This is a genomic window from Amycolatopsis solani, from assembly GCF_033441515.1.
Taxonomy (GTDB): Bacteria; Actinomycetota; Actinomycetes; order Mycobacteriales; family Pseudonocardiaceae; genus Amycolatopsis; species Amycolatopsis solani.
In genome coordinates, this window is the sequence record NZ_JAWQJT010000002.1 from 1,268,258 (window position 1) to 1,284,017 (window position 15,760).

Annotated in this window: 19 protein-coding genes; 12 read left to right on the forward strand and 7 right to left on the reverse strand. The window is 72.8% G+C overall.

What is annotated here, in order from left to right:
• The first annotated feature begins 19 nt into the window (after positions 1–19).
• Positions 20–886, forward strand: a complete 867-nt coding sequence (locus SD460_RS26380; protein WP_318306871.1) for an NAD(+)/NADH kinase — start codon at positions 20–22, stop codon at positions 884–886.
• 182 nt (positions 887–1,068) lie between these two features.
• A complete protein-coding gene (locus SD460_RS26385) occupies positions 1,069–1,803 on the forward strand; it encodes a DUF998 domain-containing protein (protein WP_290057613.1) in 735 nt (244 codons plus the stop codon).
• Here the strand turns inward: SD460_RS26385 and SD460_RS26390 are convergent.
• Together SD460_RS26390 and SD460_RS26395 are read right to left on the reverse strand one after the other, a co-directional pair.
• The gene (locus SD460_RS26390) at positions 1,731–2,492 is read right to left on the reverse strand and encodes a hypothetical protein (RefSeq protein ID WP_290057614.1); all 762 of its coding nucleotides are present in this window, start codon (positions 2,490–2,492) and stop codon (positions 1,731–1,733) included. The genes SD460_RS26385 and SD460_RS26390 overlap by 73 nt on opposite strands.
• Positions 2,493–2,522: 30 nt before the next feature.
• A complete protein-coding gene (locus tag SD460_RS26395; protein WP_290057615.1) occupies positions 2,523–2,876 on the reverse strand; it encodes a DNA polymerase ligase N-terminal domain-containing protein in 354 nt (117 codons plus the stop codon).
• A gap of 105 nt (positions 2,877–2,981) precedes the next feature.
• Here SD460_RS26395 and SD460_RS26400 point away from each other — a divergent pair, with 105 nt between their 5' ends.
• From SD460_RS26400 to SD460_RS26420, 5 genes are all read left to right on the forward strand, one after another.
• Positions 2,982–3,419 (forward strand): Fur family transcriptional regulator, encoded by a 438-nt coding sequence (locus SD460_RS26400; protein ID WP_290057616.1) that lies wholly within the window; start codon positions 2,982–2,984, stop codon positions 3,417–3,419.
• Positions 3,416–4,927 carry a catalase gene (locus tag SD460_RS26405; protein ID WP_290057617.1) on the forward strand — a complete coding sequence of 504 codons (1,512 nt, stop codon included), beginning with the start codon at positions 3,416–3,418 and terminating at the stop codon, positions 4,925–4,927. The genes SD460_RS26400 and SD460_RS26405 overlap by 4 nt, the downstream gene beginning before the upstream one ends.
• A gap of 73 nt (positions 4,928–5,000) precedes the next feature.
• Positions 5,001–5,969 (forward strand): YdcF family protein, encoded by a 969-nt coding sequence (locus tag SD460_RS26410; RefSeq protein ID WP_290057618.1) that lies wholly within the window; start codon positions 5,001–5,003, stop codon positions 5,967–5,969.
• A gap of 85 nt (positions 5,970–6,054) precedes the next feature.
• Positions 6,055–6,888, forward strand: a complete 834-nt coding sequence (locus SD460_RS26415) for a hypothetical protein (RefSeq protein WP_290057619.1) — start codon at positions 6,055–6,057, stop codon at positions 6,886–6,888.
• Positions 6,885–7,226 (forward strand): winged helix-turn-helix domain-containing protein, encoded by a 342-nt coding sequence (locus SD460_RS26420; RefSeq protein WP_290057620.1) that lies wholly within the window; start codon positions 6,885–6,887, stop codon positions 7,224–7,226. Before SD460_RS26415 ends, SD460_RS26420 begins: the two co-directional genes overlap by 4 nt.
• A gap of 12 nt (positions 7,227–7,238) precedes the next feature.
• Here the strand turns inward: SD460_RS26420 and SD460_RS26425 are convergent, their stop codons facing one another.
• The 3 genes from SD460_RS26425 to SD460_RS26435 form a co-directional block, all read right to left on the reverse strand.
• Positions 7,239–8,381 carry a DICT sensory domain-containing protein gene (locus SD460_RS26425; RefSeq protein WP_318306872.1) on the reverse strand — a complete coding sequence of 381 codons (1,143 nt, stop codon included), beginning with the start codon at positions 8,379–8,381 and terminating at the stop codon, positions 7,239–7,241.
• An 83-nt stretch (positions 8,382–8,464) separates the two neighbouring features.
• Complete coding sequence (locus SD460_RS26430; RefSeq protein WP_290057622.1) at positions 8,465–9,961, reverse strand: cryptochrome/photolyase family protein; 1,497 nt, start codon at positions 9,959–9,961, stop codon at positions 8,465–8,467.
• A 10-nt stretch (positions 9,962–9,971) separates the two neighbouring features.
• Positions 9,972–10,430 carry a MarR family winged helix-turn-helix transcriptional regulator gene (locus SD460_RS26435; RefSeq protein ID WP_290057623.1) on the reverse strand — a complete coding sequence of 153 codons (459 nt, stop codon included), beginning with the start codon at positions 10,428–10,430 and terminating at the stop codon, positions 9,972–9,974.
• A 54-nt stretch (positions 10,431–10,484) separates the two neighbouring features.
• Here SD460_RS26435 and SD460_RS26440 point away from each other — a divergent pair, with 54 nt between their 5' ends.
• Entirely contained in the window at positions 10,485–10,928 is a 444-nt protein-coding gene (locus SD460_RS26440; protein WP_290057624.1) for a nitroreductase family deazaflavin-dependent oxidoreductase, read from the forward strand.
• Positions 10,925–12,121 (forward strand): FAD-dependent oxidoreductase, encoded by a 1,197-nt coding sequence (locus SD460_RS26445; protein ID WP_318306873.1) that lies wholly within the window; start codon positions 10,925–10,927, stop codon positions 12,119–12,121. Before SD460_RS26440 ends, SD460_RS26445 begins: the two co-directional genes overlap by 4 nt.
• On the opposite strand, the gene SD460_RS26450 is transcribed toward SD460_RS26445, so the two are convergent.
• A complete protein-coding gene (locus SD460_RS26450; protein WP_290061977.1) occupies positions 12,091–12,552 on the reverse strand; it encodes an SRPBCC family protein in 462 nt (153 codons plus the stop codon). The two genes, SD460_RS26445 and SD460_RS26450, sit on opposite strands and share 31 nt — an antisense overlap.
• 77 nt (positions 12,553–12,629) lie before the next feature.
• Between SD460_RS26450 and SD460_RS26455 the strand changes: the two genes are divergently transcribed.
• Positions 12,630–13,055 carry a DUF4383 domain-containing protein gene (locus SD460_RS26455; protein WP_290061976.1) on the forward strand — a complete coding sequence of 142 codons (426 nt, stop codon included), beginning with the start codon at positions 12,630–12,632 and terminating at the stop codon, positions 13,053–13,055.
• Here SD460_RS26455 and SD460_RS26460 read toward each other — a convergent pair.
• Positions 13,006–14,223, reverse strand: coding sequence for a glycosyltransferase 87 family protein (locus SD460_RS26460; protein WP_290061975.1), 1,218 nt, complete (start codon positions 14,221–14,223; stop codon positions 13,006–13,008). The two genes, SD460_RS26455 and SD460_RS26460, sit on opposite strands and share 50 nt — an antisense overlap.
• A 96-nt stretch (positions 14,224–14,319) precedes the next feature.
• On the opposite strand from SD460_RS26460, the gene SD460_RS26465 reads away from it, so the two are divergent.
• Positions 14,320–14,547 (forward strand): hypothetical protein, encoded by a 228-nt coding sequence (locus SD460_RS26465; RefSeq protein ID WP_290061974.1) that lies wholly within the window; start codon positions 14,320–14,322, stop codon positions 14,545–14,547.
• A gap of 55 nt (positions 14,548–14,602) precedes the next feature.
• Complete coding sequence (locus SD460_RS26470; RefSeq protein WP_290061973.1) at positions 14,603–15,736, forward strand: acyltransferase family protein; 1,134 nt, start codon at positions 14,603–14,605, stop codon at positions 15,734–15,736.
• The last annotated feature ends 24 nt before the right edge of the window (positions 15,737–15,760 follow it).

Sequence of the window (15,760 nt, forward strand, 5' to 3'; positions counted from 1 at the left end):
CCCGCCCGGGGCCGCTGACATGCACTCCGCGGGACTGGTGCTGCACCCCCGCCGCGACTCGGCGGCCGCCGTCGAAGCCGTGCTGGGCTGGGCGGGCAACCGGGGCATCGAGATCCTCGGCATCGAGGACGAGATCGTCCGGCTGGACTGCGCCGCGATCGGCGTCACGGCCGAAGAGCTCGGCCGCCGCGCCGACCTGGTGGTCAGCCTGGGCGGCGACGGCACGATGCTGCGCGCCATGCGGCTGGCCGACGGGCAGCGCGCGCCGGTGCTCGGGGTGAACCTCGGCAAGCTGGGCTTCCTGGCCGAGGTCGACGTCCCGGACCTGCCCGGCGCGCTCTCGGCGATCGACGACCAGCGGTTCACGGTCGAGCCGCGGCTCGCCGTGGACGCGGTGCTGGCCAGGCGGAAGATCACGGCGTTCAACGACATCGCGGTGGTGCGCGTACCCGGCGACGGCAGCGCGGTGGTCGCGGTCCGCGTCGGCGGCCAGCCGTTCGTGAGCTACTCGGCGGACGCGGTGGTCGTGGCGACACCGACCGGCTCGACGGCGTACAGCTTCTCCGCGGGCGGGCCGATCACCAGCCCGTCGGTGGAGGCGCTGCTGGTCACGCCGGCGGCGCCGCACTCGGCGTACAGCCGCGGCGTGGTGCTCTCGGTGCGCGACGAGGTGACCCTGGAGCTGCTGCCGACCAGCGGGCGTCTGGCGGTGGAGGTCGACGGCCAGGTCGAGGGCTACGTCTCCCCCGGCGACCGGCTCGACCTGAGCGCCCGCCCGAGCGCCGCCCGGGTGGTGCGGCTCGGGATGACGACGTTCTACCAGCGGGCCCGCCGCAAGCTCCGCCTCACCGACTCGGCGGAAATCCCGGACGGCGGCGAGCACTGAAGCCGTCACTTTCCCTACGAAAGCTCCGCTCTCGCCCTCTCGAAGTGGAACTTTCATAGGGAAAGTGACGCTTGTGGGCTGGGCCACATTTCGGGCATGTCGCGCGGGGGTCACGGAATGGTCACGGGTAGCGTCCGCGGCTTCGCCTGAACCAGCCGAGCCGTTCCGGAGTGTTTCCACGCATGCTGTGCCCTTCGCCCACCAGTCCTTCCCTGCGCGCCCGGCTGCTCGTCCCCGGGGCGCTGGCCGCCTTCGCCGGGGCCGTGGTGCTCCTGGCCGTGCTGCACCTCGACCGGCGGGTGGCCCCGCTGGATCCGGTCAGCACGATGCTCAGCGACTACGCGCTGAGCCCGGGCCGCTGGCTGTGGGACGGCGCGCTGCTGCTGACCAGCACGGGCTCGGCGCTGCTGCTGGTCGCGCTCTACCGCCGCGGCCTGCTGGCGAACCCGGCGCTCGTGGCGGCGAAGGCGCTGTGGTGCGTGAGCCTGCTGGCGGTGGCGGTGTTCGCGAAGGATCCACAGGGGGGCGCGATCACCGCGACGGGCAAGATCCACCTCTACGCGTCGGCGGTGACGTGCCTGAGCCTGCCGATCGTCGGCTGGGCGCTGGGCCGCCGCCACCGCGACGACCCCCGCTGGCGCCGCTTCGCCACCTGGTCCCGGCGGCTGGCCCTGGCCGCGATCCCGTTCTACCTGCCGTTCATCATCCCGTTCGCGGTGAACGTCATCCTGGGCGGCCACCTGCCGACGGTGGCGACCGGCCTGGTGGAGCGGCTGATGATGGTGCTGGAGATCGCGCTGCTCGCGGTGCTCGGGCAGTGGGCACACCGGGCGATGCACCCGGGTCAGGCGGGCTCGCCGGCCTGGGCGAGGCTGCCGAGGAAGCGGGAGGGCATGACCTCGGCGACCACCGCCTGAACGATGATGTCCCGCGACCGGATCGCACAGCGGACCCCTTGCCGGAAGAACAACCCACCCGCGACGACGGCGGCCGCGGTGATCGCGGTGGCGAGCCACGCGCCGGCCCCGGAACCCCAGCCGACGACCACGGCCAGCACGACCAGCGGCGGGGTGACGTTGATCCGGAAGGTCGCCTCGGCGAGCACGCGGTCGTAGCGGTTGTAGAGCTCGACGTTGGCGGCCTGCAGCTTGGTGGCCAGCTGGCGCTCCTCGCGCATGATCCCCGACGGCAGGTACAGGCGGGGGTGGTCGGCCGAGTCGAACCGGTACCCCTCGGCGGTGAAGTCGTGCAGGTCGCGCTGGGTCTGATCGGACAGCGGGAAGACGCCGCCGTGGTGGAAGCGGCCCCGCCGGGCCAGGTCGCGCAGGTGGTTGATCCACCGCGGGCGGCCGCCGTGCTCCCACAGGTGCAGCGGATCGACTTCGAGGAACGCCCCGACCAGGTAGGCCGCGAACGACACCACGACCAGCAGGCCGCCCTTGCCGACGTACGAACCCAGGTCCCACAGGGTCGCGAAGACGTGCTGCGGAGGGCGGCTCTTCGGCAGGTGGTCGGCGACCGCGAGCCACGCCACCAGCAGCCACGCGAAACCGCTCGCGATCGGGGTGCGCACCTCGCGCAGGCCGGGCAGCAGTGAAGTCAGCACGCGGGGAAGTCGCGCGAAGGCCGTGGTTCGCTACGCCGCCGGCTGGTCCCGGGTCCGGTGCAGCAGCCAATCCCGCTCGGTCCGGATCAGCGCGTACCGCACCGCCTCCGCCCGGCCGTGCAACGTGAACAAGATCCGCTTCGCCGTCCGGTCGTGCTCCTCCCACCACCCCGTGTCGGCGATCTTCTTAGTCTCGTCCTCGTAGCCGAGGTGGTCCATCGCGTGGTCGGGCACCGCGACCGCGAGCCGGTTGCCGCGGGTGTCCGGGGGCAGGCCGCGCGGGACGGCCCAGGACCTCAGCACGCCGTTCTCCTCCAGGCGGAGGTCGAAGTGGTGCCGGGGCCGCCAGTGCTCGTGCAGCACGAAAGCCGGTTGCTCGCTCACCCCTCCACGATGCCAGAAATCCCGTCCCATACCCGTTTTCCGGGCTCTCAAACAGTCCATCCGTGGACTTGACCCGTTCCGAAGAAGCGCGCACGGTGGGGTGTCATGAGCGATGTGACGACCGCGCTGCGGGCCGCCGGGTTGCGGGTCACCGCGCCCCGGCGGGCGGTGCTGACGTGGCTGGCCGGGCATCCTCACTCCACAGTGGACGAAATCGGCACCGGGGTCCGCTCGGTGCTGGGTTCCGTGTCCGTCCAAGGCGTCTACGACGTCCTCGGCGCGTGCGCGGACGCCGGCCTGATCCGGCGGATCGAACTGCCGGGTCACCCCGCCCGCTTCGAACGGCGGGCCGGGGACAACCACCACCACGTCGTGTGCCGCTCCTGTGGCCGGACCGAAGACGTCGACTGCGTGGTCGGCGCGGCACCGTGCCTGACCCCGGGTGACACACACGACTTCTCGATCGACGAAGCGGAAGTGGTGTTCTGGGGCCGGTGCCCCGCCTGCCGCGCCACCACTTCCCGGAAAGAGGCATCACCGTGACCGAACCGACCACCACCGACGCCGGGATCCCGGTCGAGAGCGACGAGCACTCGCTCACCGTCGGCCCGGACGGCCCGATCCTGCTGCACGACAACTACCTCATCGAGCAGATGGCGCAGTTCAACCGCGAACGCGTCCCGGAACGCCAGCCGCACGCGAAGGGCAGCGGCGCGTTCGGGCGGTTCGAGGTGACCGGCGACGTCAGCGCGTACACCAAGGCGGCGGTGTTCCAGCCGGGGACGAAGACCGATCTGCTGATCCGCTTCTCCACCGTCGCCGGCGAGCGGGGCAGCCCCGACACCTGGCGCGATCCGCGCGGCTTCGCGGTGAAGTTCTACACCAGCGAAGGCAACTACGACATGGTCGGCAACAACACGCCGGTCTTCTTCATCCGCGACCCGTTGAAGTTCCAGCACTTCATCCGCTCGCAGAAGCGCCGCGCGGACAACAACCTGCGCGACCACGACATGCAGTGGGACTTCTGGACGCTGTCGCCGGAGTCGGCGCACCAGGTGACGTGGCTGATGGGCGACCGCGGCATCCCCCGGACGTGGCGCCACATGAACGGCTACAGCTCCCACACGTACATGTGGGTCAACGCTTCGGGTGAACGCTTCTGGGTGAAGTACCACTTCAAGACCGACCAGGGCGTCGAGCACTTCACGCAGGACGAAGCCGACCAGATGGCCTCGGCCGACACCGACTACCACACGCGTGACCTGTACGAGGCGATCGAGCGCGGCGACTTCCCGAGCTGGACGCTGAAGGTGCAGGTCATGCCGTTCGATGACGCCAAGACCTACCGGTTCAACCCGTTCGACCTCACGAAGGTGTGGCCGCACGCCGACTACCCGCTGATCGACGTCGGGCGGATGACGCTCGACCGGAACCCGACCGACCACCACACCGAGATCGAGCAGGCCGCGTTCGAGCCGAGCAACCTGGTGCCCGGCATCGGCGCCAGCCCGGACAAGATGCTGCTCGGCCGCCTGTTCTCCTACCCGGACGCGCACCGCTACCGGATCGGCGCGAACTACAAGCAGCTGCCGGTCAACGCGCCCGTCGCCCCCGTCCACAGCTACAGCAAGGACGGCGCGATGCGGTACACGAAGGTGTCGGATCCGGTGTACGCGCCGAACTCCAAGGGCGGCCCGCACGCCGACGTGGCGAAGTACGGGCAGCCGGCGGGCTGGCACACCGACGGCGACATGGTCCGCACGGCGTACACGCTGCGCGAGGACGACGACGACTTCGGCCAGGCCGGCACGATGGTCCGCGAGGTGCTCGACGACGACCAGCGCGGGCGGCTGGTCGACAACATCGTCGGGCACCTGCTCAACGGCGTCGGCGAGCCGGTGCTCGCGCGCGCGTTCGACTACTGGCGCAACGTCGACAAGGACCTCGGCGACCGGGTCGAGGCGGGCGTGCGGGCCAAGCAGGACGAGAAGGACCCGAAGGCGGCCGACCAGGGGAACCCGGCGCGGTCGAGCATGCAGCACAAGGCTTAGCGGCGCCCCCGGAGCCGGCGGCGGCGCACGGGCTAGGTTGGACCTCCGCGCGGGGAACGACCAGGAGGCCGTAGTGAACGTCGCCGGTGGGGTGCTGCCGGTCGCGGCCGCGGTGGCGCTGCTCGTGTTCGCCGGGCGGGTGGCCCACGAGCCGCGCCGGCTCGGCAACGCCGTCTGGCTGGGCGTCGCGCTGCTGCTGACCACGTTGTGGCTGCTGCGGGAAACGCCGGTGCTGGTGGCGGTGGCCGGGGCCGCGGTGGCGGCCGTCGCGCTGGTGCTGCCCCTCGCGTTGCTCGTCAACGGCGTGCAGATGTGGCGGCGGGAAGGGCGCAGCACCGGCAACCTCCTGTCGCTCGGGCTCGGTGCCGGCCTGCTCGTGCTGGAGGCGCTGTTCTTCGTCCCGCTCGGGCGGTGGGGCTCGGCGCTGGTGGCCGTCGCGGCGGTGCTCGCCTGCTACTTCGGGTTCCTGTTCGTGTCGCTGCTGGTGTATTCGGTGGTGTACAGCCGGATCGGACGGCGCGGCGGCATCGACGCGATCATCGTGCTCGGCTGCGGCCTGGCCGGCGACCGGGTGCCGCCGCTGCTGGCCGGCCGCCTCGATCGCGCGCTGCGGCTCGCCGCGCGGGAGCCCGAACCCCCGCTGCTGGTGGTGTCGGGCGGGTGCGGTCCGGGCGAGACGGTCACCGAAGCCGAAGCGATGCACGCGTACCTGCGGGAGCGCGGGATCCCGGCCGAGCGGATCCGCCGTGAGGACCGGGCCACCACGACCGAGGAGAACCTGCGCTTCTCGGCGGCGCTGCTGCCCGCCGGCGCCCAGCGGGTGGTGGCGGTGACGAGCAGCTACCACGTGTTCCGTGCGGCGGTCGAGTGCCGCCGGATGCACCTGCCCTATCACGCGACGGGCTCCCCGACCGCGGGCTACTTCCTGCCGAGCGCGCTGCTGCGCGAGTTCGCGGCGCTGATCCTGCACTACCGCCGCACGACGATCGCGGCTTGCGTGGCCATCGCCGGGACCGGCCTGGTGCTGGCGATCGCCGCCTAGGCTTCCGCACCACCCCAGCCGTGCGCTAGGTTCACCCGCAGATCTGGTTTGCCCAACAAACCTGTTACGGATCCGGGGAGCCCGCATGACCGACCTGCCACCCGCCGCCCTGCTCGACGAGATGACGCGGCTGCGGGCGCGGACCCGGGCGGACCGGCACGCCTACGTCCCGCCGCTGGTGCTGTTCGGCGTGCTCGTGCTCGCGGCGCCGCTGTGGGCCGAAGGCGGGCCGCCGCGGTTCGGGGTTGCCGGGGTGTGGTTCGGGACGCCGTTGCAGCTGTACTGGCTGGCCGCCGTCGTCGGCGGGTTCCTGGCCACCGCGGCCTGGTACCTCCACCGCGGCCGCCGCAGCGGGGTGCGGACGCCGATCCGCGGCTACCTCGCGATCGGGCTGGTCGGCGTGCTCGCGATCTCGTTCGGGCTGCCGGTGGTGGAGTCCTTCGCCTACCGCGTCGGGCGGTCGCCGTACGCGCAGCCGTCGTTCACCGTCCCGGTCGCGGCCGTCGCGCTCCTGACGGGTGGCGGGTTCCTGTGGCTGCGCTCGCGGCTCGCCGGCCGGGGCGCGCGCGGCGCCGCCACGGCCGTCGCGATGGTCGCCGGCTTCGTCGTGCTGGCGATGCTCGACCTCGCGCTCGCCCCCGCCCGGCCCTACGCGCCGCTCCTCACGATCGCGCTCGGCCTGCTCGGGCTCGCGTGGCTGGAACGCAGCCGGGTGCTCGGCGTGATCAGCGGACTCTTCGCGGCTTCGGCCCTGCTCGTCAACCTCTACAACGTCCAGCACGTGTTCTTCCACCTCGGGCTTTTCCCGCGCTACGACGGGGAAACGACGATGGCGTTCACGAACACGCTGCCCCCGGGGCTGGTGCTGCTCGCGGGCGCCGCCTTCGCGGCCTGGTACGAGCGGCGGGTGCGCGCATGAGCGAGCACCCCGCGGCCGGCCTGGACGAAACCGTCCACCAGCGGCACCGGCTCGGCGTCCTCACCATCGCCGCCGAGGCCGGGAAGGTGGATTTCGGGTACCTGCGCCGGACGCTGGACATGACGGCGGGCAACCTGTCCCGGCACGTCACGATCCTCGACGAGGCCGGGCTGATCGACGTCGAGAAGGGCTACGAGGGCAAGCGGCCCCGCACGTGGATCACCATCAGCCCGGCGGGCCGCAAGGCGCTCGCCGCGGAGGTGGCCGCGTTGCGGGCGCTCGTGTCGGCGGTCGAGCGCGCGGTCCCGGACCACGTAACCCCCCGCCCCGCCGTATAGGTCGTTATACGCTCACTGGAACCACTCGCCCGCGCCCGAGCGCAGCGCCACCGGGCGGGCCTGCGGGAGCGGGAGCGACCCCTGGCTCGGCGGCCACAGCGTCACCGCCGGGACTTCGCGCAGCTGGGCTCGCAGGCTGTGCAGCGGCAGCGGGCGGCGGCGGGTCAGCAACGTCGTCGTGCGGGGGTGCAAGTCCACGAACGGGTAGGTCGCGTGCAGCGCCGCGAGCCGCTGCTCCAGGCGGCGGCTGCGGTCGGTCAGCTCGGCCGGGTGCACCGCGGGCTGGATGACCAGGAACTCCCCCGGCCCGAGCCGGACCGCGCGGTCGAGGGGGCGCAGGCCGTCGCGCAGGAGGTCGGCGATGTTCTGCTCGGTGTGCATGCGGATGCGGGTGCCGTGGCGCCGTTCCACCACCCCGGGGTCGTCGACCGCGACGAAGACCAGGCCCAGCGGGACCGTGTCGGTCGCGTCGCCGAGCCAGGACCGGATGCCCACCATGGTGTCGAGGCCGGTGTCCGGGTCGACGGCCGGGCCGGTCGCCGGACGCGGCTCGGCACGCGAGCGAGCCTTGTCCAGTCTCGACGCCACGTGCCGCAGCGCCGCTTCGGCACGGCTTTCGACGTCGAGCGCCGCCGGGGCCTCGACCGAGGCCAGCACCTCGCCGACCTTGCGGCGGACCGCCGGGGGCAGCCGGTCGCCCATCGCGTCGCGGAGGCGGACCACTTCGGCGTACGCCTCGTCGCGGCGCAGGCCCCAGCGGCCGCGGAACAGGCGGGCCGCCTCGACCGCGGACGCCTGCGGGTCGATCTCGTCGAGGTCCTGCGCGACGACCGAAGCGCCGAACGTCGGCGACAGCACGGCCACCGACCACTCCCGCGCCATCGGCTCGTCCGGGCGCAGCAGCACCGGGGTGACGCCGTGCGGCAGGTCGGGGCGGCCGGAGTCGACCATGCCGACCACCGTCACCGCCGCCCGCCGGGCGATCTTCGCGTACACCTCCCGCTCGCGTTCGAAGTACGGGAGCCGCTGGAACAGCGCGAACACGACCGTGTCGGCGCCCGCGCCTTCGGCCAACGCCGCGCGCTCGACCGCGTGGGACGCGGTCACGAGGGCACGCTTGGACAGCACGCCAGCGCGCGGATCTGCGTCGGGCATGGGGATCGCCTTCGCCGGGGAAAGGGAGACAAACAACCGTACGAGCACCCGCGAAACCCGGCTAGTCACACGATGGTGCGAACTCAGAAGTGGTCGCGGTCCGCCTCCCGGGCGACGACCTCGGCCCGGTCGGCGAGCCGTTCCAGGCCGCTCAACGGCTGCCGCATGCGGTGATTTCCCTTCAGCCGCGCGGCATTGCGATCCAGGAACGCCCAGTAGCCCGCGGTGAACGGGCACGCGTCCGGCCCGGTCCGTTTCTTCGGGTCGAACACGCACCCCGGACAGTGGTCACTCATCCGGTTGATGTAGGCGCCCCCGGCGGCGTACGGCTTGGTCCCGACGACGCCGCCGTCGGCGTACTGGCTCATGCCGATCACGTTCGCCGGCATCACCCACGGGAAGCCGTCGACGAACGCCGTGGCGAACCAGCGGTTCAGCTCGCCCGGGTCGTAGCCGCGCTGCAGCGCGTGGTTGCCCAGCACCATCAGGCGCTCGATGTGGTGGGCGTAGCCGCGGTCGCGGACGCCGGCCAGCGCGGTCCGCAGGCAGGCCGCTTCGACGGCGTCGGCGTCCAGCGAGAGCCACCACTCCGGCACCTTCCGCTTCGCCTGCAAAGCGTTGCGGCGCAGGTACTCCGGCCCGTGGTGCCAGTACAGGTGCCACACCCATTCGCGCCAGCCGAGCACCTGCCGGACGAACCCCTCGACGCTGCTCAGCGGCGCGTCACCGGCCCGGTACCGCGCTTCCGCCTGCCGGACGACGTCGCGGGGGTCGAGCAGCCCGAGGTTCAGCGGGACGGACAGCAGCGCGTGCGCCATCGCCCAGTCGTGGGTCAGCATCGCGTCCTGGTGCGGCCCGAACACGGGCAGCCGGTGCTCGAGGAACCGCTTCAGCGCGCGCTGCGCTTCCTCGTGCCCGACGGCGAACCGCCGCGGCCCGTCCACGCCGACCGGGTGGATCTCCCCCGCGCGCTCGGCCGCGTCCAGGTCGGCGCGGACGCGGTCGTCGATCTCGTTCTCCCGCGGGTGCCACGGCGCCGGGACGTCGAGGCGGGTGGTCTTCGGCGGCGGCTGCCGGTTGTCGTGGTCGTAGTTCCAGTGCCCGCCTTCGGGTTCGCCGTCGGCTTCGAGCAGCACGCCGAACTTCCGGCGCTGGTCGCGGTAGAAGTCCTCCATGACGAACCGGGTGCGCCCCTCGGCCCACTTCGCGAAGTCCGCTTTGGACAGCACGAACCCGGGCGTGGGCAGGATTTCCGTGACCAGGCCTTCGCCGTGCAGCCGCCGGACGAAGGCGTCGGCCGCGTGCGACGTCGGTTCGTGCACCACCACCGGCCGCCCGTAGCGGCGCAGGCCGGTGCGGTAGTCGGGCGCGTCGATCAGCGTGACGCGGTCGCCGAGGTCGGCGGCGAGCCGGTGCAGCGCCGCCTGGACCAGGTGCAGTTTCTGGCGGTGGAAGGGTTTCGCGGCGAAGGCCGCGGCCGAACGGATCACCAGGACGTCCCGGTGCCGGTGCTCGGGTGTGCCGTGGAAGTGCGGCCCGAGCTGGTCGGCGAACAGCCACAGCGCGGGCTCGTCTCGCATGCGGGGAACGCTAGCCCGCTTCCGGCGGCTCCGCAGCGTATGCCCGCAGCACCTCCGTGGTGTCGCCGAGGAATCGCGCCACGACCTCGGCGTGCTCCGGCGCGAGCCCGTCCGTCAGCCGGGTGAGCGCGTCGACCAGCGGGGCGAGCGCGGCCCGGACCTCGTCGCGGGCCGTCTCGCTGAGGACGAGCGTGACCCGGCGCCCGTCACGGGGGTGCGGGCCGCGCCGGACGTGCCCGGCCGCTTCGAGGCGGTCGACCAGCACGGTGGCCGACGCCGAGCGGATCTTCAGCGCGTGCGCGAGGTCGACCGGGCCCATCGGCGGCCCGAACGCCAAGTGCTGCAGCGCCTGCACGTCGGTGGCGCCCAGCCCGAGCCGGCGGGCGAGCGCCGCCTGGACGTCGTGCGCGAGCGAGAGCACTTCGCGCAGGGCGAAGTTGACCCGCAGGGCGACCGGAGCGTCTTCCACCAGGCCATTCTAAGTTAGCTAGAAAATCTAGCGAGTTTTGCTACCGTGGACCGCGTGGACGTCCGAGCGATGAACGCCGAAATGACCGCGAAGCTGATCGGGATCCCGGCCGAGCCGCCGCCCGAAGGCGGGTACGCGCTGCGCGTCGTCGAGACCCGCGGCCGCAGCTCCGGCACGCCGCGGCGGGTGCCGCTGGCCGTGGTGGCGAAGGACGGCGGCCGCTACCTCGTCTCGCCGGTCCGCGACCGCGACTGGGTGGTGAACCTCCTGGCCACGCCGGAGTGCGCGCTGCTGGCGGCGGGCGAACGGGCCGAGGCCCGTGCCGAACCGGCCGGCGGCGACGAAGCCGCGCGAGTCGTCGCCACCTACCTGGCCGCGATGTCCGTGCCGTGGGCGATCAAGGCCTTCCCGGTCCCCCAGGACGCGAGCCACGAGCAGATCCTCGAGCACCTGCCGGGCATGGCCGTGTTCCGGCTGTCCACAGTGGACCCGGCGTGAGCGTCGCCGTGGCGGGCGGCGGTCCCGGCGGGCTGCTGCTCGGCTACCTGCTCGCCCGCGCCGGCATCGACGTCACCGTGCTGGAAGCCCGGTCCGACTTCGACCGCGACTTCCGCGGCGACTCGCTGCACCCCTACACGCTCGAACTGCTCGACCGGCTCGGCCTCGCCGAAGACCTCCTGGAACTCGACCACTTCAAGGCGCGCTCGTTCCGCTTCCACACCCCGGCCGGTGTCTACAGCTGCGCCGACTACGACCGCCTCCGCACGCCGTTCGGCTACGTCGCGCTGATGCCCCAGGTGCGGTTCCTCGACTTCCTCGCCGAGCGCGCCGCCGCGCTGCCGACGTTCACCCTCCGCACGAACGCCAAGGTCACCGGGCTGCTCGAAGCGGACGGCGGCGTCACCGGGGTCCGCTTCCGCGGTGGCGAGCTGGAGACGTCGCTCGTGGTCGGCGCCGACGGCCGGTTCTCGACCGTCCGGCGCCTGGCCGGGCTCGAAGCGCGGCCGCTCGGCGCCACCACCGACCTGCTCTGGTTCCGGCTCCCGCGCTCCCCCGGCGACCCGCCCGACGCGGACCTCGACCTCTACTTCGGCCGCGACGCCTACGTCGGCGTCCTCGGCGGGGTCCGCGACTGGCAGGTGGGCTACAGCATCGAGAAGGGCGCGTACCCGGCGTTGCGCGAGCGCGGGGTCGAGCCGATCCGCGCGTTCGTGCGCGAGCGCGTGCCGTGGCTGGCCGACCGGGCGCACCTGCTCACCGGCTTCTCGCAGACGACGCTGCTGTCGGTGGACATCTCCCGCGTCGACCGCTGGCACCGCCCGGGCCTGCTGCTGCTCGGCGACGCGGCGCACGTCATCTCCCCGGTCGGCGGCAACGGCATCCTGATGGCCGTGCAGGACGCCGTCGCCGCGGCGAACCGGCTGATCCCGGCGCTGCGCCGCGGCGCGGTCACCGGCGAGGACCTCGCGGCCGTGCAGGCCGACCGGATCCGCGCGATCGAACGGGTGCAGGCCGACCAGGTGCGGGTGGAGCGGCGGGCCGCCGCGGCGCGGGCCCGCGGGCGCGGCACCGCGCCGCCGGCGCTGCTCAAGCTGCTGTTCGCGATCCCCGCACTGCGCACCCGCGGGGCCCGCGGCAACGCCTACGGGCCGTTCCCGCCTCAGCTCGACGAATCCCTCTTGGCGTCGTAGTTCGTCCAGCCGCCCTGGCCTTCGGCGGCTTCGACGTCGGCGTCGGCGGTCGCCGCGTGGGTCATCGCGGCGATCGTCTCTTCGAGGCCCCGCTGGACTTCGCCGCCGCCGGCTTCGCGGACGCTGTGCAGCGTCACGGTGATTTCCGAGGCCGCCGGGCCGGACTCGGCGATCCGCAGTTCGCCGTGGTAGTCGTCGGGGCCCTCGGCACCCCACTTCAGCGAGCGAGTGCCCGGGTCGGTGTGCAGCCAGGCCTCGCTCGCGACGCGTTCGCCGTGCACCTCGGCCTCGACGTGCACGGTGTCGCCGCCCCGCGGTTCGGCCACCTTCATCTCCGGGAAGTACCGGGGCAGGTTCTCCGGGTGGCTCAAGAACGCGAACAGCTCGTCGGCGGGGATGTCGGCGGTCGCGGTGTGGCGGTACTCGGTCATCGGTCACCCTTTCGTCGGTACCCCGGTTACCCCGGAAGGCGTGCATTAAAAGGGCTCGCACGGGGAACCTGACCACCATGACGGCCACCGAACCCGAGGCCCGGCGCGGCCCCGCCCCCGTGCAGGGGATGGGCATGCTGATCGGCCTGCTGTTCCTCGTGCTCGCCGCGCTGGAGCTGATGTCGGGCGTCGCCGACGGCGGCGGCCCGCGCGAACTCTTCGGGGTCTTCGCGGTGTCCGGGCCGTGGGCACTCACGCACCTGCTGACCGGCGCCGCCGCGGTGTTCTGCACCCGCTCTTCGCGACTGGCCGCGCGGTTCCTCGTCGCCGCCGGCGGCGTCTACACCGTGGCCGGGCTGGCCGGGCTGCTCCCGCTGCCCGACGCGGTTTCCGAGGTGCTGCCGATGAACAACGCCGGCGTCTGCCTGGCCCTCGGCCTCGGGACGGCCATGCTCATCCTGGGAGCGGGCTGGCTGCCGCACGGGCCGGGACAGCGCCGCTGAAGTCGTCCTCCGGGCCGGGCAACCGCACCAGCACCGCCGTGACCAGCACCGCGAGTCCGAAAAGGACATAGCCGTTGCCGGTGAGCTGCTGCGCGAAGGTCCAGTGGCGCTCCACCTCGCCGCCGCGCGGCCACCACCACTGCGGACCCGCTACGAAGAGCACCGCGCCGGCGCCGGCCAGGACCGCGAGCCCGCGCCGCCGCGTGCGGCGGGCCAGCTCCGCCCACCCGAGCAGCACGACGACGGCCCAGACCCAGTGGTGCGTCCAGGAGATCGGCGACACCAGCAGCCCGCCGACCGCGTTGAGGCCGAGCGCAAGGACCCGCTCCCCCGCCGCCAGCGCGCGCCGCACGCCCAGCGCGGTCAGCACGAGCACGACGGCCACCAGGGGCAGCCACCACGCCGTCCGCGCGCCGGGCGGCACCCCGGCCCTGGCGAGCAGCCCGAGCAGCGACTGGTCGCCGGCGTAGGTCGGCTCGCCGACGCGGCCGGTGTCCCACAGCGCGCCGGTCCAGTAGCGCACCGAGTCCGCGCCGGCCAGCAGGAACCCCAGCGCCGTCGCGGCCACGAACGTGACGCCGGCGGTCACCGCGGCCCGGGTGTCGCGGCGGAGCAGGAGGTAGAGCAGGAACACCGCCGGCGTCAGCTTGATCGCGGCGGCGAGGCCGATCAGCAGCCCGCGCGGCCACTTCGGCGTGGCCACCAGGACGTCGAGGGCGACGAGCGCGAGCAGCAGCAGGTCGATCTGGCCCGCGTAGAGCGTCCGCAGCACCGGCTCGAGCGCCTCGGCCGCCGGCAGGACCGCGGCCACCCGCCGCCAGTCGCACCGCGCCCCGAGCGCGCGGAGCACCGTTCTGAGGACCAGCGCCAGCACCCCGAGCGTCAGCAGGGTGAGGGCCAGGCAGGCGGCCCAGTACGGCAGTACCGCGAACGGGGCCAGCAGGATCGCCGCGAACGGCGGGTAGGTGAACAGCAGCAGCTGCCCGTCGCCGGTGGGCGGCAGCGTGCCGTAGAGCTCCTGGCCGTGCAGCAGCGCGGCCGAGCCGAGCCGGTAGACGTCCAGGTCGACCCGGTAGGCCGGGAACCGGAACCGCCCGTCGTTGTAGGACACCAGCAGTGCCGCCAGCACCAGCACCTGCGCGCCCGCCAGTAGGTGTTTCCCCCGCATCCCCCGCATTCTGTCGGGTCGCCGGGCGAGCGACATCCGGGTATCCCCCGGACCTGGGCCGGAAAAAGCGGTTGCCCGCCGTGCCACCCTGGGCGGATGGGGACCCCGGACGGCTTCGCGCACCGCGCCGACGAGCACGGCACCGTGACGATCACGCACCACGGGCGTCCTGCGGGCACCCTCCGCGGGGCCGCCGCGGTCCGGTTCCTGGCCGCCATCGCGCGCGGCGACGACCCGCAGCTGCTGATGGCCCGCGTGACCGGCAACTACAAGCACGGCAACGAACGGCGGGCCCGCGAGCACCCCCGCAACCGGGGCCGGTGAGTTTCTCCCCCGTTCGGGGCAAGGGCCAGGACTGGATGGGTTAGCATCTGCCCCCGTGCCGAGCTCGCCAAAAATTCACGCCAATCCCAACGTCGGTTTCGCGTGGCTGAGGATGATCGGCGCGATCACCGTCATCGTCGACCACAGCATGCCGCTGCTGCACCCGCAGCGGCTGACGATCTTCCCGGCGTCCTGGCACATGTCGCCGGGGTACATCGCGCTGATGGGGTTCTTCGCGATGAGCGGCTACCAGATCCAGGACAGCTGGGCGCGCGACCCGTCGTGGTGGCGGTTCTCCGCGCGCCGGCTGCTGCGGATCATGCCGCCGCTGGTCGTGGTGCTGCTGGTGACCGTGTTCGTGATCGGCCCGCTGGTCACGACGTGGCCCGCGCACGACTACTGGACGCACATCCAGACGTGGCGCTACCTCGTCGGCACCACCGTGCTCTTCTACATGCAGCACGACCTGCCCGGGGTGTTCGCGGACAACCCTTACCCGTTCTCGGTGAACGGCGCGATCTGGACGCTGCCGATGGAGCTGCTCGGCTACGCGCTCGTCCTCGTCGTCGGGCTGGTCGTGCTGATCGGCCTGCCGCGGCTGGTCCTGTTCCTCGTACTGGGCGGCATGGTCTACACGGACACGATGCTGCACGCGACGTTCGAGCAGCACGGCCTCGGCGGTTCGCTGCTGGTCGTCCCGATCGGCTCGACGGTGTCGTTCCTGGTGCCCTTCGTGATCGGCATGGTGCTGCACGCCTACCGCGACCGGATCCCGCTCAAGCCGTGGGTCGCGCTGGTGCTGTTCGGCGCCTACCTGGCGCTGAGCCAGACGCCCGCGAGCCGGTACCTGCTGGCGCTCAGCGCGGCCTACGGCGCCATCACGCTGGCGATGCACTGGCCGCGGAAGCTGGAGGCCGCCGGCCCGTGGGTCTACGGCAGCTACGGCACCTACATCTGGGGCTTCCCGATCCAGCAGCTCTACATCCTCGCCGGCGTCGGGCAGGTGTGGCTGCTGATCCTGCTCGCCGTGCCGTCCGCGTACCTGGTCGGGCAGCTGTCGTGGAACTACGTGGAGAAGCCGACGCAGAAGCTGCGCCGGCACCTCAAGACCCCGGCGCCGGTCCGGCGGCCGGTGCCCGCGCCGCCGCAGATCCCCGCCACCGCGGCCGCGCCGCTGCGGAGATCTTGAGGTCGCCGTCCGGGAGAAGGCATG

Bases quoted from the DNA above. Each gene is read 5' to 3' on its own strand.
- SD460_RS26385 (WP_290057613.1), top strand. From the start codon at position 1,069: ATGCTGTGCCCTTCGCCCACCAGTCCTTCCCTGCGCGCCCGGCTGCTC.
- SD460_RS26450 (WP_290061977.1), bottom strand. From the start codon at position 12,552: ATGACCGAGTACCGCCACACCGCGACCGCCGACATCCCCGCCGACGAG.
- SD460_RS26465 (WP_290061974.1), top strand. From the start codon at position 14,320: ATGGGGACCCCGGACGGCTTCGCGCACCGCGCCGACGAGCACGGCACC.
- SD460_RS26425 (WP_318306872.1), bottom strand. From the start codon at position 8,381: ATGCCCGACGCAGATCCGCGCGCTGGCGTGCTGTCCAAGCGTGCCCTC.
- SD460_RS26415 (WP_290057619.1), top strand. From the start codon at position 6,055: ATGACCGACCTGCCACCCGCCGCCCTGCTCGACGAGATGACGCGGCTG.
- SD460_RS26380 (WP_318306871.1), top strand. From the start codon at position 20: ATGCACTCCGCGGGACTGGTGCTGCACCCCCGCCGCGACTCGGCGGCC.
- SD460_RS26455 (WP_290061976.1), top strand. From the start codon at position 12,630: ATGACGGCCACCGAACCCGAGGCCCGGCGCGGCCCCGCCCCCGTGCAG.
- SD460_RS26460 (WP_290061975.1), bottom strand. From the start codon at position 14,223: ATGCGGGGGAAACACCTACTGGCGGGCGCGCAGGTGCTGGTGCTGGCG.
- SD460_RS26400 (WP_290057616.1), top strand. From the start codon at position 2,982: ATGAGCGATGTGACGACCGCGCTGCGGGCCGCCGGGTTGCGGGTCACC.
- SD460_RS26430 (WP_290057622.1), bottom strand. From the start codon at position 9,961: ATGCGAGACGAGCCCGCGCTGTGGCTGTTCGCCGACCAGCTCGGGCCG.
- SD460_RS26420 (WP_290057620.1), top strand. From the start codon at position 6,885: ATGAGCGAGCACCCCGCGGCCGGCCTGGACGAAACCGTCCACCAGCGG.